This window comes from Streptomyces sp. ISL-12 (assembly GCF_018614415.1).
In the GTDB taxonomy this organism is placed as follows: Bacteria; Actinomycetota; Actinomycetes; order Streptomycetales; family Streptomycetaceae; genus Streptomyces.
The window spans coordinates 1-17,027 of record NZ_JAGGOO010000085.1 but is presented as its reverse complement, the minus strand read 5'-3'; the positions used below and the strand labels follow the sequence as shown (position 1 = coordinate 17,027).

17 protein-coding genes are annotated in these 17,027 nt (G+C 72.8%); 4 read left to right on the top strand and 13 right to left on the bottom strand.

The genetic code is table 11. The features are described from left to right. Together J7I94_RS23590 and J7I94_RS23585 are read left to right on the top strand one after the other, a co-directional pair. Positions 1 to 873, top strand: coding sequence for a 3-hydroxybutyryl-CoA dehydrogenase (locus J7I94_RS23590; RefSeq protein WP_215169740.1), 873 nt, complete (start codon positions 1 to 3; stop codon positions 871 to 873). Between the two features lie 206 nt (positions 874 to 1,079). Continuing rightward, the gene (locus tag J7I94_RS23585; RefSeq protein ID WP_215169738.1) at positions 1,080 to 1,337 is read left to right on the top strand and encodes a hypothetical protein; all 258 of its coding nucleotides are present in this window, start codon (positions 1,080 to 1,082) and stop codon (positions 1,335 to 1,337) included. Positions 1,338 to 1,368: 31 nt separating this feature from the next. Here J7I94_RS23585 and J7I94_RS23580 read toward each other — a convergent pair whose 3' ends face one another. From J7I94_RS23580 to infC, 10 genes are all read right to left on the bottom strand, one after another. Further along, positions 1,369 to 1,914 carry an NUDIX domain-containing protein gene (locus J7I94_RS23580; protein ID WP_215169736.1) on the bottom strand — a complete coding sequence of 182 codons (546 nt, stop codon included), beginning with the start codon at positions 1,912 to 1,914 and terminating at the stop codon, positions 1,369 to 1,371. A 132-nt stretch (positions 1,915 to 2,046) separates the two neighbouring features. Continuing rightward, the gene (locus J7I94_RS23575; RefSeq protein ID WP_215169734.1) at positions 2,047 to 3,387 is read right to left on the bottom strand and encodes a transcriptional regulator; all 1,341 of its coding nucleotides are present in this window, start codon (positions 3,385 to 3,387) and stop codon (positions 2,047 to 2,049) included. Positions 3,388 to 3,638: 251 nt separating this feature from the next. Next, the gene (locus tag J7I94_RS23570) at positions 3,639 to 4,685 is read right to left on the bottom strand and encodes a PP2C family protein-serine/threonine phosphatase (RefSeq protein ID WP_215169732.1); all 1,047 of its coding nucleotides are present in this window, start codon (positions 4,683 to 4,685) and stop codon (positions 3,639 to 3,641) included. Positions 4,686 to 4,940: 255 nt separating this feature from the next. Next, positions 4,941 to 7,454 carry a phenylalanine--tRNA ligase subunit beta gene (gene pheT / locus J7I94_RS23565; RefSeq protein WP_215169730.1) on the bottom strand — a complete coding sequence of 838 codons (2,514 nt, stop codon included), beginning with the start codon at positions 7,452 to 7,454 and terminating at the stop codon, positions 4,941 to 4,943. Beyond that, positions 7,454 to 8,575 carry a phenylalanine--tRNA ligase subunit alpha gene (gene pheS / locus J7I94_RS23560; protein ID WP_215169728.1) on the bottom strand — a complete coding sequence of 374 codons (1,122 nt, stop codon included), beginning with the start codon at positions 8,573 to 8,575 and terminating at the stop codon, positions 7,454 to 7,456. Before pheS ends, pheT begins: the two co-directional genes overlap by 1 nt. Positions 8,576 to 8,740: 165 nt before the next feature. After that, positions 8,741 to 9,886 (bottom strand): ATP-binding protein, encoded by a 1,146-nt coding sequence (locus J7I94_RS23555; protein WP_215169726.1) that lies wholly within the window; start codon positions 9,884 to 9,886, stop codon positions 8,741 to 8,743. A gap of 50 nt (positions 9,887 to 9,936) precedes the next feature. Next, positions 9,937 to 10,782 (bottom strand): RNA methyltransferase, encoded by an 846-nt coding sequence (locus J7I94_RS23550; protein ID WP_215169724.1) that lies wholly within the window; start codon positions 10,780 to 10,782, stop codon positions 9,937 to 9,939. Between the two features lie 168 nt (positions 10,783 to 10,950). After that, positions 10,951 to 11,334 carry a 50S ribosomal protein L20 gene (gene rplT, locus J7I94_RS23545; protein ID WP_006141703.1) on the bottom strand — a complete coding sequence of 128 codons (384 nt, stop codon included), beginning with the start codon at positions 11,332 to 11,334 and terminating at the stop codon, positions 10,951 to 10,953. 97 nt (positions 11,335 to 11,431) lie between these two features. Beyond that, complete coding sequence (rpmI, locus tag J7I94_RS23540; RefSeq protein ID WP_003977225.1) at positions 11,432 to 11,626, bottom strand: 50S ribosomal protein L35; 195 nt, start codon at positions 11,624 to 11,626, stop codon at positions 11,432 to 11,434. Between the two features lie 110 nt (positions 11,627 to 11,736). Then, entirely contained in the window at positions 11,737 to 12,390 is a 654-nt protein-coding gene (gene infC / locus J7I94_RS23535) for a translation initiation factor IF-3 (RefSeq protein ID WP_215169806.1), read from the bottom strand. A gap of 385 nt (positions 12,391 to 12,775) precedes the next feature. On the opposite strand from infC, the gene J7I94_RS23530 reads away from it, so the two are divergent. Next, entirely contained in the window at positions 12,776 to 13,141 is a 366-nt protein-coding gene (locus tag J7I94_RS23530; RefSeq protein ID WP_215169722.1) for a DUF1844 domain-containing protein, read from the top strand. Here the strand turns inward: J7I94_RS23530 and J7I94_RS23525 are convergent. Further along, positions 13,132 to 13,926 (bottom strand): SseB family protein, encoded by a 795-nt coding sequence (locus J7I94_RS23525; RefSeq protein WP_215169720.1) that lies wholly within the window; start codon positions 13,924 to 13,926, stop codon positions 13,132 to 13,134. The genes J7I94_RS23530 and J7I94_RS23525 overlap by 10 nt on opposite strands. 128 nt (positions 13,927 to 14,054) lie before the next feature. Here J7I94_RS23525 and J7I94_RS23520 point away from each other — a divergent pair, with 128 nt between their 5' ends. Next, a complete protein-coding gene (locus J7I94_RS23520) occupies positions 14,055 to 15,014 on the top strand; it encodes a serine hydrolase (RefSeq protein ID WP_215169718.1) in 960 nt (319 codons plus the stop codon). On the opposite strand, the gene mycP is transcribed toward J7I94_RS23520, so the two are convergent. Then, the gene (gene mycP / locus J7I94_RS23515; protein ID WP_215169803.1) at positions 14,999 to 16,171 is read right to left on the bottom strand and encodes a type VII secretion-associated serine protease mycosin; all 1,173 of its coding nucleotides are present in this window, start codon (positions 16,169 to 16,171) and stop codon (positions 14,999 to 15,001) included. The genes J7I94_RS23520 and mycP overlap by 16 nt on opposite strands. Positions 16,172 to 16,182: 11 nt before the next feature. Continuing rightward, on the bottom strand, positions 16,183 to 17,027 hold an 845-nt coding region (locus J7I94_RS23510), incomplete at its 5' end, for a hypothetical protein (protein WP_251075611.1).

Sequence of the window (17,027 nt, the reverse complement as noted above, 5' to 3'; positions counted from 1 at the left end):
GTGACCGTCTTCTCGGGAGATATCGCGCGCGTCGGCGTGGTCGGCTGCGGTCAGATGGGTGCGGGCATCGCCGAGGTGTGCGCCCGTGCCGGTCTGGAGGTGATGGTCGCCGAGACCACCGGAGAGGCCCTGGAGATAGGCCGCACCCGGCTGTTCAACTCGCTGGCCAAGGCCGCCGAGCGCGGGAAGATCACCGAGGAGGAGCGGGAGGCCACGCAGGCCCGGCTCGGCTTCACCACCGACCTCGGCGAGTTCGCCGACCGTGATCTGGTGATCGAGGCGGTCGTCGAGAACGAGCAGGTCAAGACGGAGATCTTCCAGGTCCTCGACCAGGTCGTCACCCGCCCGGACGCGATCCTCGCCTCCAACACCTCCTCGATCCCGCTGGTCCGCCTCGCGGTCGCCACCTCGCGGCCCGACCACGTGATCGGCATCCACTTCTTCAACCCGGCCCCGGTGCAGCAGCTCGTCGAGCTGATCCCGGCGCTGACCACCTCCGAGGGCACGCTCAGCCGGGCCCAGCTGTTCACCGAGAAGGTGCTCGGCAAGCACGCGATCCGGGCCCAGGACCGCTCCGGCTTCGTGGTCAACGCGCTGCTGATCCCGTACCTGCTCTCCGCGATCCGGATGTTCGAGTCGGGCATCGCCAGCCGCGAGGACATCGACAACGGCATGGAGCTGGGCTGCGCCCACCCGATGGGCCCGCTGAAGCTGTCCGACCTGATCGGCCTGGACACCGTCGCCTCGGTGGCCTCGTCGATGTACGACGAGTACAAGGAGCCGCTGTACGCCGCTCCGCCGCTGCTCCAGCGGATGGTCGACGCGGGGCGGCTGGGCCGCAAGAGCGGCTCGGGGTTCTACTCGTACAGCTGACCTCGTACGGCTGACGGAGCACTCGCTCCGAGTGGGCCCGGCACCCGGCAGGGGTGCCGGGCCCATCGCTTTCACACACCGTGTGTACGCCGGGCTCGCATATGCCCCGCGCACACTCTCCCCGCGCGCTCCGCCGGACGGTTGACTCTTCACGCGCACGCAAGGGATGCGTGCGCGCTCGTCCGATCACGGAAAGGAGCGGTTTCGTGACCGCCGATTCCGAGCAGCCCGTCGTGAACGGAGAACTGGCCGACCTACGGCGCCGGCTCGACGTCGCCTACGCCCGCGTCGAGGGCGGACTGACGCTGCTCAACCACCGCACCGAGGAGACCGCCAAGACGGTGGACGAACTGAGCACCCGCCTCACCACCCTGGAACACGCCCGCTGGCCACTGCCCTCGATCGCGGCGATCACGGCCGTGGGCGCGCTCATCGTGGCCGTCTGGCAGGCGTTCGGCCGCTGACGGTCCCGCGGGACCGGTGCCGCCGGGCGGGTCAGGGCATCGCGTCCTGCCCGAGCCTGAGGTGGTGCAGCAGCAGTAACGCGGCCGCCATGTTGGCGGCCGGCACCTCCCCGCGCGCGACCATGTCGGGAACCAGCTTGAGGGGCACCCACTCCCGGCGGTCGGACTCGAAGTCGTCCACGGGGTGCCCGACGTACTCGCCCTCGTCGGCCCAGTAGATGTGGTGCCGGGCGTCGGTGAGGCCGTTGGACGGCTCCACGCTCATCAGGTGGCGCAGGGGTCCCGGCCGCCAGCCCGTCTCCTCCTCCAGCTCCCGGGCCGCCGCGGCGGCGAGGTCCTCGCCGTCCTCGACGACACCGGCCGCCAGCTCCCAGCCCCAGCTGTCGGTGATGAAGCGGTGCCGCCACAGCAGCAGCACCTCGTTGGCCTCGTTGACCACCGTGGCCACGGCCACCGGGCGCATCCGTATGAGGAAGTGGTCGAGATGCCGGCCGTCCGGCAGCTCGACGTCCGCGAGATTGACGCTGAACCAGCGATTTGAGTACACAACCTGCTCGTTCCGTTTCGTCCACTGCACGGTTATGCCACCTTTCATTGAGTAGGTGGCAATATGGCAGCCGACTCTGTGCTGCAGGAGGCGCACGCCCGCCGTGCGCGGGGCGACGGCGGGCACTCGGTGCCGTTCCGGGGTGCACTCGGGGCACCGGGATCACAGCGGTACGCGCAGTGCCCCGTCGATGAGTTCGGCGGCCTCGGCGGTGCCCGCGCCGCCGCTGCGCACCAGGTGCTCGCGCACCGCGCGGAGTCTGTCGCGCAGCCGCTGGGACTCCATCCCCCGGGCCTGTTCGGTCATCTGCACGGCCGTCACCACCGCCTTGTCGGCGTTGCCCTGCCGCAGCTCGATCGTGCTGAGCATCGCCAGCCGGTGCACCCGGCCCCGGTCGTGCGCCGGGGTGTCGACGGCCGCCGTGGCGTGCTCGGCGGCCGCGGCGACCTCGCCGAGGCTGAGGAGTGCCTCGGCCACCTGCACGTTGACCAGCCCCGGCTGCACATAGCCGGTCTCGTCGGGCTCGCGCCCGCGCCGGATGCGGTCGGCTGCCTGCTCGGCCCGCCGGATGCAGGACAGGGCGCTGGTGCCGTCGCCGAGGTGGGCGTACGCCTTGGCCTGCATCGCGTAGAGGTCGGAGGCGAGCGCCGGGGTGATGTGCCGCCCCGCGGTGCGCAGCGCGGCCTCGGCGAAGGCGACGGCCTGGCGGTACTCCCGCAGGTAGAGCGCCTGGTTGACGAGGAGCGCGATGATGTACGCGCCCAGGCCCCGGTCGCCGCTGGCCTTGGCGAGCCTGAGGGCCTGGTGGAAGTAGCGCTGGGCCAGGCCGTGCGCGTCGGAGTCGTAGGCGCAGATGCCGGCCACCGCGACCAGGCCGCCGGTGGCGCGGTGCAGCTGCCGGCCGGTGGCGTCGGTGTAGCTGCCGCGCAGCAGCGGGGCGGCCTCGGCGTTCAGGAAACCGACGATCCGCGCGCGGGTCGCCACGCCGCCGGCCTTGCGGTACAGCTGCTCGTAGTGGGCCCGGGCCGAGCGCAGCATGTCCAGGTCGGCCGAGGTGACCGGGTGCCGGCCGCCGCGGGAGACGTCCACGTCCTCGGGCGGGTTCTCCCACTCCCACACGGGCATCACGGCGGGGGTGCCGGTGAGCGCGGGCGCGCCGAGGATGTGCGGGCGCTGCTGCTGGTCCGAGCGCCACAGCGCGGTGGCGCGCTCGACGAACCCGGACAGCGAGCCGGTGTGCGGGGCGGCCGGCTCGCCGGGCACGCCGAGGCCGATGTCGTCGAGGGTGACGGGGCGCCGCAGCCGGGCCGCGAGCACCTCGCAGATCAGGTCGGGCACCTGGCCACGCGGGCGCTGTCCCTTCAGCCACCGCGCCACGGCGGTGTGTTCGTACCGCAGGGCGAGTCCGCGGCTTCGTCCCGCCTGGTTGACGTGCGCGGCCAGACCGGCGTGCGAGATGCCCGCCTCGTCCAGGATCGCGTCGAGCAGAGTGTTGGGCTGCATGTCGGGCCCCCGGTGGCTCGGTGCCGTAGAGAGTAGTGGGTCTGTCTTCACACGGGGTGTGAACCGAGTACGCGAATCCGCACCGTGTGCGCGCTGTCGCGGAGAGTTCTCGCCCGCTTGACTGGAACACCTCGTAACAGAGGCCGGTCGGGCCGCCGGCTCCCCCTCGTACAGTGCGGTGGCCCGTTGCCGCGCCGCCCGCCCGGCCGTCTGCCCGACATTCCGTGGCGGGGCGGGCGGCGGGCGCCGGCTCAGGGGAGCGAGTCGGCGCCATGACCGGCCAGGGACATGTCGTCGAGGGCGCGAGTGCCGTCGTGGTGCAGCATCAGCAGGGCGACGTCGTCGGACGGGCTGTTGTGGGTGTGGCGCAGCAGCGCGGTGAGGACCCGGTGCAGTACGGCCCGGGGGCACAGCGGCTGTTCGCGCACCGCGTCGGTCAGGGTCTGCCGCAGGGGGAAGAACCGGCCGCGGCCGTCCCGGGCGTCCTCGGCACCGTCCGTGTGGAGCAGCAGCGCCTGGCCCGGCAGCAGCCGCCCGTGCCGCTCGGCCGGCAGCTCGTCGGGGAGCGGGAAGAGGCCGAGCGGCGGCAGGGGGGCGGTCCGGGCGAGCGGCTCGATCTCGGTGCCGGTGATCAGGCAGGGCCAGGGATGCCCGCAGTTCAGCGTCCGCACCTCGCCGTCGGGCCCGATCTCCAGCAGCAGGACGGTGACGAACTCCTCGCCCGCCGTGCCGTCGCGGGACCGCTCGCGCACGTGCCGGGCGAGGGCGCGGTCCAGGCGGCGCAGGACGTCGCCGAGGTCGTCCTCGTCGTGCACCGCCTCGCGGAAGCTGCCGAGAACGGCGGCGGCCGTCCCGACGGCGGCGAGGCCGTGCCCCCGGGCGTCTCCCATCACCACCCGCACCCCGTGCTCGGTGCCGACCACCTCGTACAGGTCGCCGCCGATCGCGGCGCCGCGTTCGGCGGAGAGCTGGGCGGCGGCCACGTTCAGCCCGCCGACCCTCGGAGGCAGCGGGCGCAGCAGCGCGCTCTGTGCGACGCCCGCGATCCGGCGGGCCTGCCGCAGCTCGCGCAGCAGGGTCCGCCGGACGTGCAGGACGAGCCCGGTGCCGACGGCGAAGAAGACGGCGCTGGAGACGAGCCGGGCGCCGAGCCCGTCCTGTTGGGCGAGCGGGCAGGCCAGCTTGTACGTGATGGCGGTGGCGCCCCACGCGGTGGGCAGCCCCAGCGCGAGCACCCGGCGTAACGGGCTTCGGCGCGGGCGGACGGACGGACCGGTCAAGGTCCGGATGCAGATCATGCCGTGGGTCCCCCAGTCAGGCCCAGACAGCGCGGACCGGCCCCGAAGGACCGGTCCGATTCTGTCGACGACATGGCCGAGAAGGGCCATATCATCCGGGTTCATCACCCATATGAGTGACGGGGCTGAAATTGCCCCGGTCAGAGGGCGGGGAACAACGCGGAGAACAACGCGGGAAACGCGCGACAAGCCGGACCGGGCGCGTGCCCGGCCCGGCCCGGCTGTCCTGTCCGGCTGCCGGTCCCGCCACGGCGACTAGCCGCGCAGCACCGCCCCGGTCCGCTCCCCGGCGAGGGCGACCGCCGCGTCCCTGGCCGCCGACGCCTCGTCGACCGTCAGCGTCCGGTCCGCCGCCCGGAAGCGCAGCGCGTACGCCAGCGACCGCCGTCCCTCGCCGAGCTGCTCCGCGTTGTCGTAAACGTCGAACAGCCGGATGGACTCCAGCAGTTCGCCCGCGCCCTCGCGCAGCGCCGCCTCGACGTCGGCCGCCGGGACCGCCGTGTCGACGACGAGGGCGACGTCCTGCGTGGCCACCGGGAACGTGGAGATGCCCGGCGCCTGCGGTGTGTCGTCCCCGGCCCGCTGCAGGACGTCGAGGTCCAGCTCCATCGCGCAGGTGCGCGCGGGCAGCCCGAGCGCCTTCACCACCCGCGGGTGCAGCTCGCCCGCGTGGCCGATGACCCGCTCGGTGCCGTCCAGGCTCACCGCCAGTTCGGCGCAGCGGCCCGGGTGCCACGGCCCGTACTGCCCCTTGCGGACGATCAGCTCGGCGCCCGCCTCCCGGGCGACGGTCCGGGCGGCCTCGACGGCGTCGGCCCACTCGGCCGGGCGGCCCGCGCCCCACCAGCCGGCCTGCTCACGGGCGCCGGCGAGCACGACGGCGACGTGCCGCGGCTGGTCGGGCAGCGCGGCGTTCAGCGCGGCGAGGTCCTCGTCGGAGGGCCGCCGGTCGACGGGCAGGGCGGCGGCGGTGCGCTGCTCCTGGCGCGGCTGGAAGACCAGGCCGGTCTCGTACAGCGCGAGGTCGTGCGTGCCCCGGCCGTCGTTGCGGCGCAGCGCGCCGAGCAGGCCCGGCAGCAGCGTGGTCCGCAGCGCGGGCTCCTCGTCGCTGAGCGGGTTGACCAGCTTCACGACCCGGCGGGCCGGGTCGTCGGCGTCCAGGGCGAGCTGGTCGAAGACCTTCTCGCTGACGAACGGGTAGCTGAGCGCCTCGACGTAGCCGGCGCCGGCCAGCGCCCGGCCGACGCGGCGGTGCAGCCGCTGCCGGGGGGTCAGACCGCGCCCGGCGGGCGGCTTGGGCAGCGTGGAGGGCAGGTTCTCGTAGCCCTCCAGGCGGATGACCTCTTCGGCCAGGTCGTTGGGGTCGGTGAGGTCGGGCCGCCAGGACGGCACCGTGACCAGCAGCTCGTCCTGTCCGTACACGTCGCAGCCGACCTCCTGGAGGCGGCGTACGACGGTCTCGCGGCCGTAGGTGACGCCCGCGACCTTGTCGGGGTGGTCGGCCGGGAGGGTGATGGTGCGCGGCGCGTGCGGGGCGCTGATCTCGGTGACGCCGGCCTCGGCGGTGCCGCCCGCGAGCAGCACTAGCAGGTCGACGGTGCGCTGCGCGGCAGCGGCGGCGGCCTGTGGGTCGACGCCGCGCTCGAAGCGGCGGGACGCCTCGGAGGAGAGCTTGTGGCGGCGGGCGGTGCGCGCGATGGCCACCGCGTCGAAGTGGGCGGCCTCGATGACCACGTCACTCGTCGCGTTCGAGTCGGCGCCGTGGTCGGCGATCTCGGTGTTGGCGCCGCCCATGACACCGGCGAGGCCGATCGGGCCGCGGTCGTCGGTGATGACCAGGTCCTCGGCGTGCAGGACGCGCTCGGTGCCGTCGAGGGTGACGATCTTCTCACCCTCCGCGGCCCGGCGCACGCCGATGGTGCCCTGGATCAGGGAACGGTCGTAGGCGTGCAGGGGCTGGCCCAGCTCCATCATCACGTAGTTGGTGACGTCGACGGCGAGCGAGATCGGGCGCATGCCGACCTTCTGGAGCCGGCGCTGGAGCCAGATCGGGGAGCGCGCCTCGGGGCTGAGGCCGGTGACCGTGCGGGCGGTGAAGCGGTCGCAGCCGGCGGGGTCGGCGATCTTCACCGGGTAGCCGTAGGCGTTCGGCCCGGGTACGTCGAGCAGGGCCGGGTCGCGCAGCGGCAGGCCGTAGGCGATGGCGGCCTCGCGGGCGACGCCGCGGATGGACAGGCAGTCGCCGCGGTTGGCGGTGACGGCGATGTCGAGGACCTCGTCGACCAGTTCCAGCAGCTCGATGGCGTCGCGGCCGACCTCGGTCTCCGGGGGCAGCACGATGATGCCGTGGCTGCCGTCGTCGCCCATGCCCAGCTCGTCGCCGGAGCAGATCATGCCGTGCGAGACCTTGCCGTAGGTCTTGCGGGCGGCGATCGAGAAGCCGCCGGGCAGGGTGGCGCCGGGGAGGACCACGACGACCTTGTCGCCGACGGTGAAGTTCCGGGCGCCGCAGACGATCTCCTGGGGCTCACCGGTGCCGTTGGCCTGCCCCACGTCGACGGTGCAGAAGCGGATCGGCTTCTTGAAGCCCTCCAGCTCCTCGATGGTCAGCACCTGGCCGACCACCAGCGGGCCCTTGAGGTCGGCGCCGAGGTGCTCGACGGTCTCGACCTCCAGGCCGACCGAAATCAGCTTGGCCTGCACGTCGCGGCCGGTCTCGGTGGCCGGCAGGTCGACGTACTCCCGCAGCCAGGAAAGCGGGACCCGCATCAGATCTCCATCCCGAACGGCCGGGTGAACCGGACGTCACCCTCGACCATGTCTCGCATGTCTTCGACGTTGTGGCGGAACATCGCCAGGCGCTCGATACCGAACCCGAAGGCGAAGCCGCTGTACTTCTCCGGGTCCACGCCGCAGGCGGTCAGCACCCGGGGGTTGACCATGCCGCAGCCGCCCAGCTCGATCCAGCCCTCGCTGGAGCAGGTGCGGCAGGGGCGGTCGGGGTTGCCGACGGACTCGCCCTTGCAGACGTAGCAGACCATGTCCATCTCGGCGGACGGCTCGGTGAAGGGGAAGAAGTTGGGCCGCAGCCGGGTCTTCATCTCCGCGCCGAACAGCGACTGCACCATGTGGTCGAGGGTGCCCTTGAGGTCCGCCATGGTCAGGCCCTCGTCGACGGCGAGCAGCTCGACCTGGTGGAAGACCGGGGTGTGGGTGGCGTCCAGCTCGTCGGTGCGGTACACGCGGCCGGGGCAGATCACGTAGACCGGGGTGCCGCGGCCGAGCAGGGAGCGGACCTGCACGGGCGAGGTGTGGGTGCGCAGCACGACGCCGGACTCGGTGCCGCCCTGGGGACCCCGCACGAAGAAGGTGTCGGCCTCGCCGCGGGCCGGGTGGTCCGGGCCGATGTTGAGGGCGTCGAAGTTGAACCACTCGGCCTCGGCCTCGGGGCCCTCGGCGACCTCGTAGCCCATGGCGACGAAGATGTCCTCGATGCGCTCCGAGAGCGTGGTGAGCGGGTGGCGGGCGCCGGCCGGTACGCGGTCGTACGGCAGCGTGACGTCGACCGCCTCCTCGACCAGCACCCGGGCGTCGCGCTCGGCCTCCAGTTCGGCCTGGCGGGCGGCGAGGCCCTTGTTCACGGCACCGCGGGCCTGGCCGACCAGCTTTCCGGCGGCGGCCTTGGCGTGCGGGGGCAGGGCGCCGATCTCGCGGTTGGCGAGCGCCAGCGGCGAGGTGCCGCCGGTGTGCGCGACCTTCGCCTCCTGGAGCGCGTCGAGGGAGTCCGCGGCTGCGAAGGCGGCGAGCGCCTCGTCCCGCATGCGCTCGATCTCTTCCGGTTTCAACGCCTCGACCTCGACAGGGTCGTACGACTTATTCGGTGCCGACATCTCTTCCCGTGCTTCCGATTGTCCCCCAGCTAACGCTGGGAGGTGCCCCCAGGCGGATGGTCCCCGTCCCGACTCGGGGGACGTGTCGTCCCTGGAACGGGGACACAAAGGTGCCAAAGGCCGAGTCTAACGGGGTGGAGGAACGCGATGGCGCCCGCGGGCGGCTCAGGCCAGATAGGCCGGAGCGCTCACGGGCAGCGTAAATCGGAACTCGGCGCCGCCCCGCGGACCCCGGCCGACGGTGATGGTGCCGCCGTGGGCCTCCACGATGCCCTTGACGATGTAGAGCCCGAGGCCGGTGCCGCCGCGCTTGCTGCCCCGCCAGAAGCGGGTGAAGACGCGGTTCATGGACTCCTCCGGGATGCCGGGCCCCTCGTCGCTCACCGTGACCGACGTGCCGGTGCCCTCCCCTTCGCGGGGGGACGGCGCGGGCGTGATGTCGATGGTGACGGTTCCGTCGCCGTGGCGCACGGCATTTTCGATGAGGTTGCTGAGCACCTGGTCGACCTTGTCGGGGTCGGCCCACAGGTCGGGCAGCGGCTGCGCGAGCCGGAGCAGGAACCGGTCGGCGCTCTGCCCGGCGGCGACGTACGCCTGGATGTGGCGGCCGACGGCGGCGCCGATGTCGACGGGCTGGCGGCGCAGCTCCAGGCGGCCGGAGTCGATGCGGGAGATGTCGAGCAGTTCGGCGATGAGCCGGGTGACGCGGTCGGCGTCGGCGTCGACGGTCTCCAGCATCAGCCGTTTCTGGTCGTCGGTGAACCGTTCCCATTTGGCGAGCAGCGTGGCCGTGAAGCCCTTCACCGAGGTGAGCGGGGAGCGCAGTTCGTGGGCGACGGTGGCGATCAGCTCGGCGTGGCTGCGCTCGGTGCGGCGGCGGGCCTCCGTGTCGCGCAGGGTGACGACGACACGGCGGACGGGGCCGGTGGGGCGGGTGCGCACGTACCGGGCGGAGACCAGGACCTCCCGGCCGCCGGGCAGCAGCAGGTTGCGCTCGGGCTGGCGGTTGCGGATGGCGAGGCCGCCGTAGGGGTCGGTCAGCTGCCACCAGCGGCGGCCTTCGAGGTCCTCTAAGGGGAGGGCCTTCTCCAGGCTCTCGCCGAGTGCCTCGGCGGCGCGGCGGGCGGTGACGCGCTCGGCGGCGGCGTTGAAGCGGATCACCCGTCCGTGCTCGTCGGCGACGACGAGGCCGTCGGGCAGTTCGTCGGGGTCGAGGCCGGTATCGAGGCCGGTGCCGGCGGGTTCACCGGGCCGGGGCGCGGGCGGGCGCCCGGCCCGACATGCTTCCGGTGCGCTGCTCGTGCCGACCATCTCCGTACCCCACCTCTCCGCCACGCCGGGGTCCCGAGTTGGTCACCCTACTAGCTCTCGGTGACGGAACGGCACCCTCCGGCGGCGCGCTGTGCACGCGCCGACGCGTAGAGACATACGGCGGCGGCGGTGGCGAGGTTCAGGCTCTCGGCCTTTCCGTGGATGGGGACGCGCACGACGGCGTCCGTGAGGGCGCGGGTCTCCTCCGGAAGTCCCCACGCCTCGTTGCCGAACACCCAGGCGGTGGGCCCGCCCATGGTGCCGGCGTCCAGCTCGGCGTCGAGGTCGTCCTCCCCCGCCCCGTCGGCGGCGAGCACCCGCACGCCGGTCTCGCGCAGCCCGGCGACGGCGCGCTCGACGGGGACGCCGACGGCGACCGGCAGGTGGAACAGGGAGCCGACGGAGGCCCGCACGGCCTTGGGGTTGTACAGGTCGACGGAGGCGTCGGTGAGGACGACGGCCTCGGCGCCGGCGGCGTCGGCGCACCGCAGCACGGTGCCGGCGTTGCCGGGGTCGCGGACGTGGGCGAGGACGGCGACCAGCTTGGGGCGGGCGGCGAGTATGTCGTCGAAGGGGGTGTCCACGAACCGGCAGACCCCGACCAGGCCCTGCGGGGTGACGGTGGTGGAGATGTCGGCGATCACCTGCTCGTCGGCGAGGTGGACGCGGGCCCCGGCGGCGCGGGCCTCCCCGACGATGTCGGCGTACCGCTCGGCGGCCTCGACGGTGGCGAACAGCTCCGTGAGCGTCTCCCCGAACCCCGCCGCCTCCCGCACGGCCTGCGGCCCCTCGGCGAGGAACAGCCGCTCCTTGCTCCGGAAGTTCCGCTTGGCCAGCCGCCGGGCAGCCGAGACGCGGGGCGAACGAGGAGAGATCAGCTCAGGAGCGGCAACCATGCAACGACCTTCAGGGAGAGACACCTAGGGGCGCGGGGCGGTATCGATGTGCGGCTCCGCCGCGTGGGCGCGACCAGCCCCCGACGGCCCGCGGATTACAAAGCACAGGACCCGCAAGCCGTAGCCTGCGGGCCCCTGCGGTCACGTCGGCCTAAAGCCGGCGCAGCGTCACGCGGCCTTCGGCGCGTTGACGTCGCTCGGCAGCGCCTTCTGGGCGACCTCGACGAGCGCGGCGAACGCGTTCGCGTCGTTGACGGCCAGCTCGGCGAGGATCTTGCGGTCCACCTCGACGTTGGCGGCCTTCAGACCCTGGATGAAGCGGTTGTACGTGATGCCGTTGGCGCGGGCAGCGGCGTTGATGCGCTGGATCCACAGCTGGCGGAAGTCACCCTTGCGCTTCTTGCGGTCGTTGTAGTTGTAGACCAGCGAGTGGGTGACCTGCTCCTTGGCCTTGCGGTACAGGCGCGAACGCTGACCGCGGTAGCCGGAGGCCTGCTCGAGGATCGCCCGGCGCTTCTTGTGGGCGTTGACTGCCCGCTTGACGCGTGCCACTTTTTAACTCCTTGTAGCGGGGCCGCGGTGGTCCGCACACGGCCCGGTATCGATTGGGTCCCGGTCCTGCCGTACGGCGCTCAGTGGCGCCCGTACGTCACTTGCCGAGAAGCTTCTTGATCTTCGCGGCGTCGCCCGGGGCCATCTCGGCGTTGCCGGTGAGGCGACGCGTCACACGGGACGACTTGTGCTCGAGCAGGTGGCGCTTGCCGGCACGCTCGCGGAGCACCTTGCCGGAGCCGGTGATCTTGAAGCGCTTGCTGGCACCGCTGTGCGACTTGTTCTTCGGCATAGCGCCGTTATCTCCTCGTGGGTGGCGCTCCGATGCCCGGTCGTGGAAACCGGGCACGGTGGAGCGTCGCTCGTGTATCGGTTACGTCCTGGGACTCGCGTCCCGGGAGGTCACGCCTCGGCGGATGCCTCGGCCTGGGCCTCGGCGTTGGCGGCGTCGGGGTCCGCGGCGTTCATCGAACGGCCGGGGTTGGCCTTCGCCTCGGCCTTGCGGGCTTCCTGCGCCTGGCGGGCCTCGGCCATCGCCTCGGTCTTCTTCTTGTGCGGACCGAGGACCATGATCATGTTGCGGCCGTCCTGCTTCGGGTTCGACTCCACGAACCCGAGGTCGGCCACGTCCTCCGCGAGGCGCTGCAGCAGCCGGTAGCCCAGCTCGGGCCGGGACTGCTCGCGACCGCGGAACATGATCGTGATCTTGACCTTGTCGCCCTGCTTGAGGAACCGGACGACGTGACCCTTCTTGGTGTCATAGTCGTGCGGGTCGATCTTCGGCCGGAGCTTCATCTCCTTGATGACCGTGTGCGCCTGGTTCTTGCGCGCCTCACGGGCCTTCATGGCCGACTCGTACTTGAACTTCCCGTAGTCCATGAGCTTGCACACGGGCGGACGGGCGTTCGCCGCGACCTCGACGAGATCGAGGTCGTACTCCTGCGCAAGCTCCAGGGCCTTGGCAAGCGGGACAATCCCGACCTGCTCGCCGCTGGGACCGACAAGTCGCACCTCGGGAACGCGAATCCGGTCGTTGATGCGGGGCTCGGCGCTGATGGATCCTCCTCGGTAGCACCACGCGACCGTCTGGCGGACAGCCGCGTTACGTCTGTTTCGATAGACCTAACCGCGCCGAGACATGAAAAATGCCCCGGACGATCACAGGCGGGGCTCCTCGAACTGCTACCGGAGCACCGTCGCGATGATCGCGGGGCGCGCTTTCGGGCTGGTCCCCGTCGTGGACGGGACCGCCTGACCGGTGACCCGCCGTCCCGGGGGACGGTCAGGTGGGAGTTCGAATGGCCTCCACTTGAGGTCGGTCGCGTCGCCGTGAGGCATACGTGTCCGACCGGTCGTTACACAAGGTTAGCAGCTTTCGCTCGAAACGTGCCAACCGAGACCGGGTGGGGACCCCTGCCGTCCTGCGCCTATCGTGTGCGGCATGAGTGACACGCCTGCCGGTTCTTCCGTGAATCCCGACTTCGACGCCATGACCCGCGACATCGCCGAGGTCCCGGCGGTCGAGGTGATCGTCACGGTCGCCGTCAACCTGATGAGCGCCGCGGCCGTGAAGCTGGGGCTGACGGAGGACGGCGACGCGCACAAGGACCTGGACGAGGCCCGCAAGCTGGTGCACGCGCTGGCCGGTCTGCTGGACGCGAGCGCGACGGAGATCAGTTCCTTCCACGCCGCCCCGCTGCGCGACGGCCTGAAGTCGCTGCAGCTGGCGTTCCGCGAGGCGTCGCTCGTGCCCGACGACCCGGGCCAGGGCCCGGGCGAGAAGTACACGGGAGCGGTCTACGGCTGACCCGCCGCCGTACGGACGTACAAGGGCTCGCCCGGCGGCGTCGCCCCGGCCGGCAGCAGTGCCAGGTCGAGGCCGCGCACCAGGCGGGCCCGCAGTGTCTCGTCGGCGGCCAGCCGCCGGGCGACCGCGTGGACACTGACGTCGTTCGGCATGCCGGGGTGGAGGACCAGAGCGAGCGTGCCGTCGCCCTGCCCGGGTCCGAGGTAGGCCCGTTCCACCGCGCCCACGGCGGCCACGGCGCCACGCACCGCTTCCACGACCGCGGGGTCGGCCAGCGGGTCCGTGGTCGTACGTCCCTCCGCGAGGGCCAGCAGCGCCGGGCCGGTCAGCTCGAACGGCACCGGTCCGGCCAGGTCCAGCACGACGGTGTCCGCCTTCTCGTGCGCGGCGGCCTGGAGCGCCTGGTGCAGGGGTACGGCGACGGGGCGGGCCGCCGGGTCCCAGCGGGCGAGCGAGTCGGTGGAGGTGAACGCGGGCAGCGCGGTCCGGCCGCCGGCCTTCAGCGTCGGTACGGCCATGTCGCTGGTCTTCTCGCGGCGCAGCCCGCCCTCCCGTCGCCCACCACCGCCCTTCCAGGGAGCTTCGCCCCCTTCTTGACCGTCCTCCTCGACCTCCCCGAGGACGGCCACGACGGGGACCAGCAGCCGGGCGCCCTTGAGCGCCGCCAGGACCGGTGCGAGGGCGGTGCGGTCCTCGGCCCAGGCGGCGAGCGCCGCGCTCAGCCGGGGGTCGGCGGAGCCGTCGTCGTCGGAGTAGCCGGGGTCGGGAATGTTCTTGTTCGCCACGGTCCCCGACCCTATCGGGGGCCGTGAAACGCGCTCGTCACACCCCTCACGGACTTCTCAGGAATCCCTGACCCACATTTAACGCGCGTCATACGGGGCGCTCAGGTGCCGCCGCGACCATCGCGGTCATGGCCTCCTTCAGATCCAGGCTGCTGTACGCGGCCCTCGCCTGTGCCGTCGTCGGCGGCGGTACGACGGCGGGGACGGTGTACCTGCGCGCGCACGCGAGCACGGCCGCCGTATCGTCGCCCGCGTCGGGGGCGGCGTCGGCCTCGGCACCGACGGACGGGGACGGGGAGGCATCGGTGGAACCTTCGGCGGAACCCGCCGTGGACCGGGACGCGCTGCTGGCGAAGGCCATGACGGCGGTGTCCGTGGCGGACGGCACACTCATGTCGGTGGCGGTGCTGGACCCGGAGACCGGCGAGAGCGCCGCGTACGGCGACGGCACCTTCGCCACCGCGAGCATCGTCAAGGTCGACATCCTGGCGACGCTGCTGCTCCAGGCCCAGGACGCGGGGCGTTCGCTGACCTCGGCGGAGCGTACGTACGCCACCGCCATGATCGAGAACAGCGACAACGCCTCCGCGACGGCACTGTGGCGCACGATCGGCGGGGCCGACGGGCTGGACGCCGCGAACGAGCGCTTCGGGCTCACCGGGACCGAGGGCGGGGACGGCGACCTGTGGGGGCTGACCACGACCACGGCGGCGGACCAACTGGTCCTGCTCCAGCAGGTGTTCGGGAGCGACTCGGTACTGACGCCGGCGTCCCGGACGTATCTCCAGGGGCTGATGGAACAGATAGCGGACGACCAGGACTGGGGGGTGTCGGCGGCGGGCTCGTCGTCGGCGCTGAAGAACGGCTGGCTGCCACGGAGTACGACGGGGCTGTGGGTGATCAACAGCATCGGGCGGGTGACGGTCGACGGCCGTGACCTCCTGGTGGCCGCGCTGTCGCAGGGCAACACCACCAAGGCGGCGGGGATCTCGCTGGTCGAGGCGGCGGCGAAGGCGGCGGTGTCGGTGTGCGGTGCGGACGGCGCGACCGCCTCCGCCGAACCGGAGCTCGCTCAGAATTCGTCGTAGCGGGTGCGGCGGCCCCGCCACAGCACCACCGCCGCGACCAGCAGCACCCCGCCGGCGCCGCCCGCGAGCGGAGCCACCCAGGCGGAGGTGGAGCCGGGTGAGGTCTCGTCGTCGGGACCGTCGCCGAAGTACTTCTCGCCGTACGCCGCCGGTTCCAGGCTCTGGGCCTTCAGCCGGCCGGCGGCCTCGATCGCGGCGGCCGGGTCGATGAAGCCGTAGCCGCGGGAGTCGTCGCGGCCGTCGGCGGGGGCGTTGTCGGCGGTGTCCTCCAGGAGGCTCTTGATCTGTGCCGGACTCAGGCCGGGGTGGGCGGCCCGGATCAGGGCGACGGAGCCGGAGACGAAGGCGGCGGCGGCGCTGGTGCCCCAGCCCTCGTAGTACTGGTGGTCGGGGTCGGCGATGATCACGTCGACGCCGGGGGCGGCGACCGTGGCGTACCAGCGGCGGGTGGAGAAGGAGGCGCGGGTGCCGTAGCGGTCGACGGCGGTCGCGGCGATCACGCCGGGGTAGGCGGCCGGGTAGGAGATGTGGTCGCCCTTCTCGCCGCCGTTGCCGGCCGAGGCGACGACGACGACGTTCTTCTTCAGGGCGTACTGGATGGCCTCGTCCTCGGCGGGTTCCGGGTGGGCGGAGGAGGAGTCGTCGCCGAGGGAGAGGTTGATGACGTCGGCGCCGTGGTCGGCGGCCCAGCGGATGCCCTCGGCGAGGGCGCCGCCGCGGGACTTGCGGGCCTTGGCGCGGGCCGGGTCGCCGTCCTCCAGGATGACGCGGACGGGCAGCACCTTGGCCTCGGGGGCGACGCCCATGACGCCGTCCCCGTTGCCGGTGCCGTGTCCGTGCCCGGCGATGATCCCGGCCATGGCGGTGCCGTGCCGGGCCCAGGCCCGGTCGCCGTCCTCGGCCCCGAAGCCGACGAGGTCCGCGCCGGTCAGGACGTTGCCGGCCAGGTCGGGGTGGTCGGCCTCGACGCCGGTGTCCAGGACGGCGACGGTGACGCCGGCGCCCTTGGTGGTCCGCCACACCTCGTCCAGGTGCAGGGCGTCCAGGGACCACTGCTTGGCCCGTATGCCGTCGGCGTGGGCGGCGGTGGAGGGCACCAGGGCCAGGGAGGCCGCGAGGAGGACGCCGAGGGCGGCGGTGCGGCGGCGGGCGTTCATCACGGCGTGCGTCACGAGGGCTGCTCCGTGGCCGGTCCGACGTTCTTGCGCAGGCGGCGTTCGACGCGGTCGGCGAGGCCCCGCGCCTCGTGGCCGAGGCCCGCCTGCGCCGGGGCGCTGGTGGCGCCGGTCTCCATGGCCACCTCGGCGGGCTGCGGGTCGTCGACCGCGCGGCCGTCGGCCCAGCCGGAGACGGCGTAGACGACGACCGGGGCGTCGGTGAGGACGGAGACCGTCCAGGAGGCCCGCTGGGCCGCGCCGAAGCCGGCGGCGGCGGTGTTCTTCGCGGCGTACGGCAGCGGCATCAGGTCGGTACGGCGGTCCAGGCCCTCTTCCTCGAACCGGGCGGCCAGCGAGGTCATCGCGGCGGCGTCGCCCTTGGTGAACAGGAGTCCGACGGTGGTGACGTGGCTGCGGGTGGCGTCGGTGTAGGTGGCGCGCAGCAGGCGCGCGCAGCCGACCGGGGCGAGCGCCTTGCGCAGGAGGGGGTCGAAGGCGTGCCCGCAGCCGCTGTCGGGGGCGACGGCGACGCGGGTCCAGGTGCGGTCGGCACCGCCGGGGCCGGCGCCCTGGCCCCGCACGGTGGGCGGGAAGAGGTCGTCGACCGGCGCGTTGTGCCACAGGTCGCCGGCGGCGTCGTAGGTGTTCTGGTGGGCACCGTCCCCGGAGTCGTCCGCGAGCCAGCTGCCGGTGACGGCACCGGTGAGCAGGCCCACGCCGAGTACGAGACAGACGGCCGCGGCGACGACCTGGGAACGCGGCCGCCGCCCGAGCGGACGGGGCCGGGCGCGCTCGTCGTCGTATCCCTCGGGTTCCCCGAGGGTCACGAAGGGCCGCGGGGTGCCGCCGGGGGCGG

What these genes read in the sequence shown, in the direction of transcription:
- J7I94_RS23575 (WP_215169734.1), bottom strand. Translation starts at nt 3,387, where the DNA reads ATGCAGCCCAACACTCTGCTCGACGCGATCCTGGACGAGGCGGGCATC.
- J7I94_RS23570 (WP_215169732.1), bottom strand. Translation starts at nt 4,685, where the DNA reads ATGATCTGCATCCGGACCTTGACCGGTCCGTCCGTCCGCCCGCGCCGA.
- pheT (WP_215169730.1), bottom strand. Translation starts at nt 7,454, where the DNA reads ATGCGGGTCCCGCTTTCCTGGCTGCGGGAGTACGTCGACCTGCCGGCC.
- pheS (WP_215169728.1), bottom strand. Translation starts at nt 8,575, where the DNA reads ATGTCGGCACCGAATAAGTCGTACGACCCTGTCGAGGTCGAGGCGTTG.
- J7I94_RS23555 (WP_215169726.1), bottom strand. Translation starts at nt 9,886, where the DNA reads ATGGTCGGCACGAGCAGCGCACCGGAAGCATGTCGGGCCGGGCGCCCG.
- J7I94_RS23550 (WP_215169724.1), bottom strand. Translation starts at nt 10,782, where the DNA reads ATGGTTGCCGCTCCTGAGCTGATCTCTCCTCGTTCGCCCCGCGTCTCG.
- rpmI (WP_003977225.1), bottom strand. Translation starts at nt 11,626, where the DNA reads ATGCCGAAGAACAAGTCGCACAGCGGTGCCAGCAAGCGCTTCAAGATC.
- J7I94_RS23530 (WP_215169722.1), top strand. Translation starts at nt 12,776, where the DNA reads ATGAGTGACACGCCTGCCGGTTCTTCCGTGAATCCCGACTTCGACGCC.
- J7I94_RS23520 (WP_215169718.1), top strand. Translation starts at nt 14,055, where the DNA reads ATGGCCTCCTTCAGATCCAGGCTGCTGTACGCGGCCCTCGCCTGTGCC.
- mycP (WP_215169803.1), bottom strand. Translation starts at nt 16,171, where the DNA reads ATGAACGCCCGCCGCCGCACCGCCGCCCTCGGCGTCCTCCTCGCGGCC.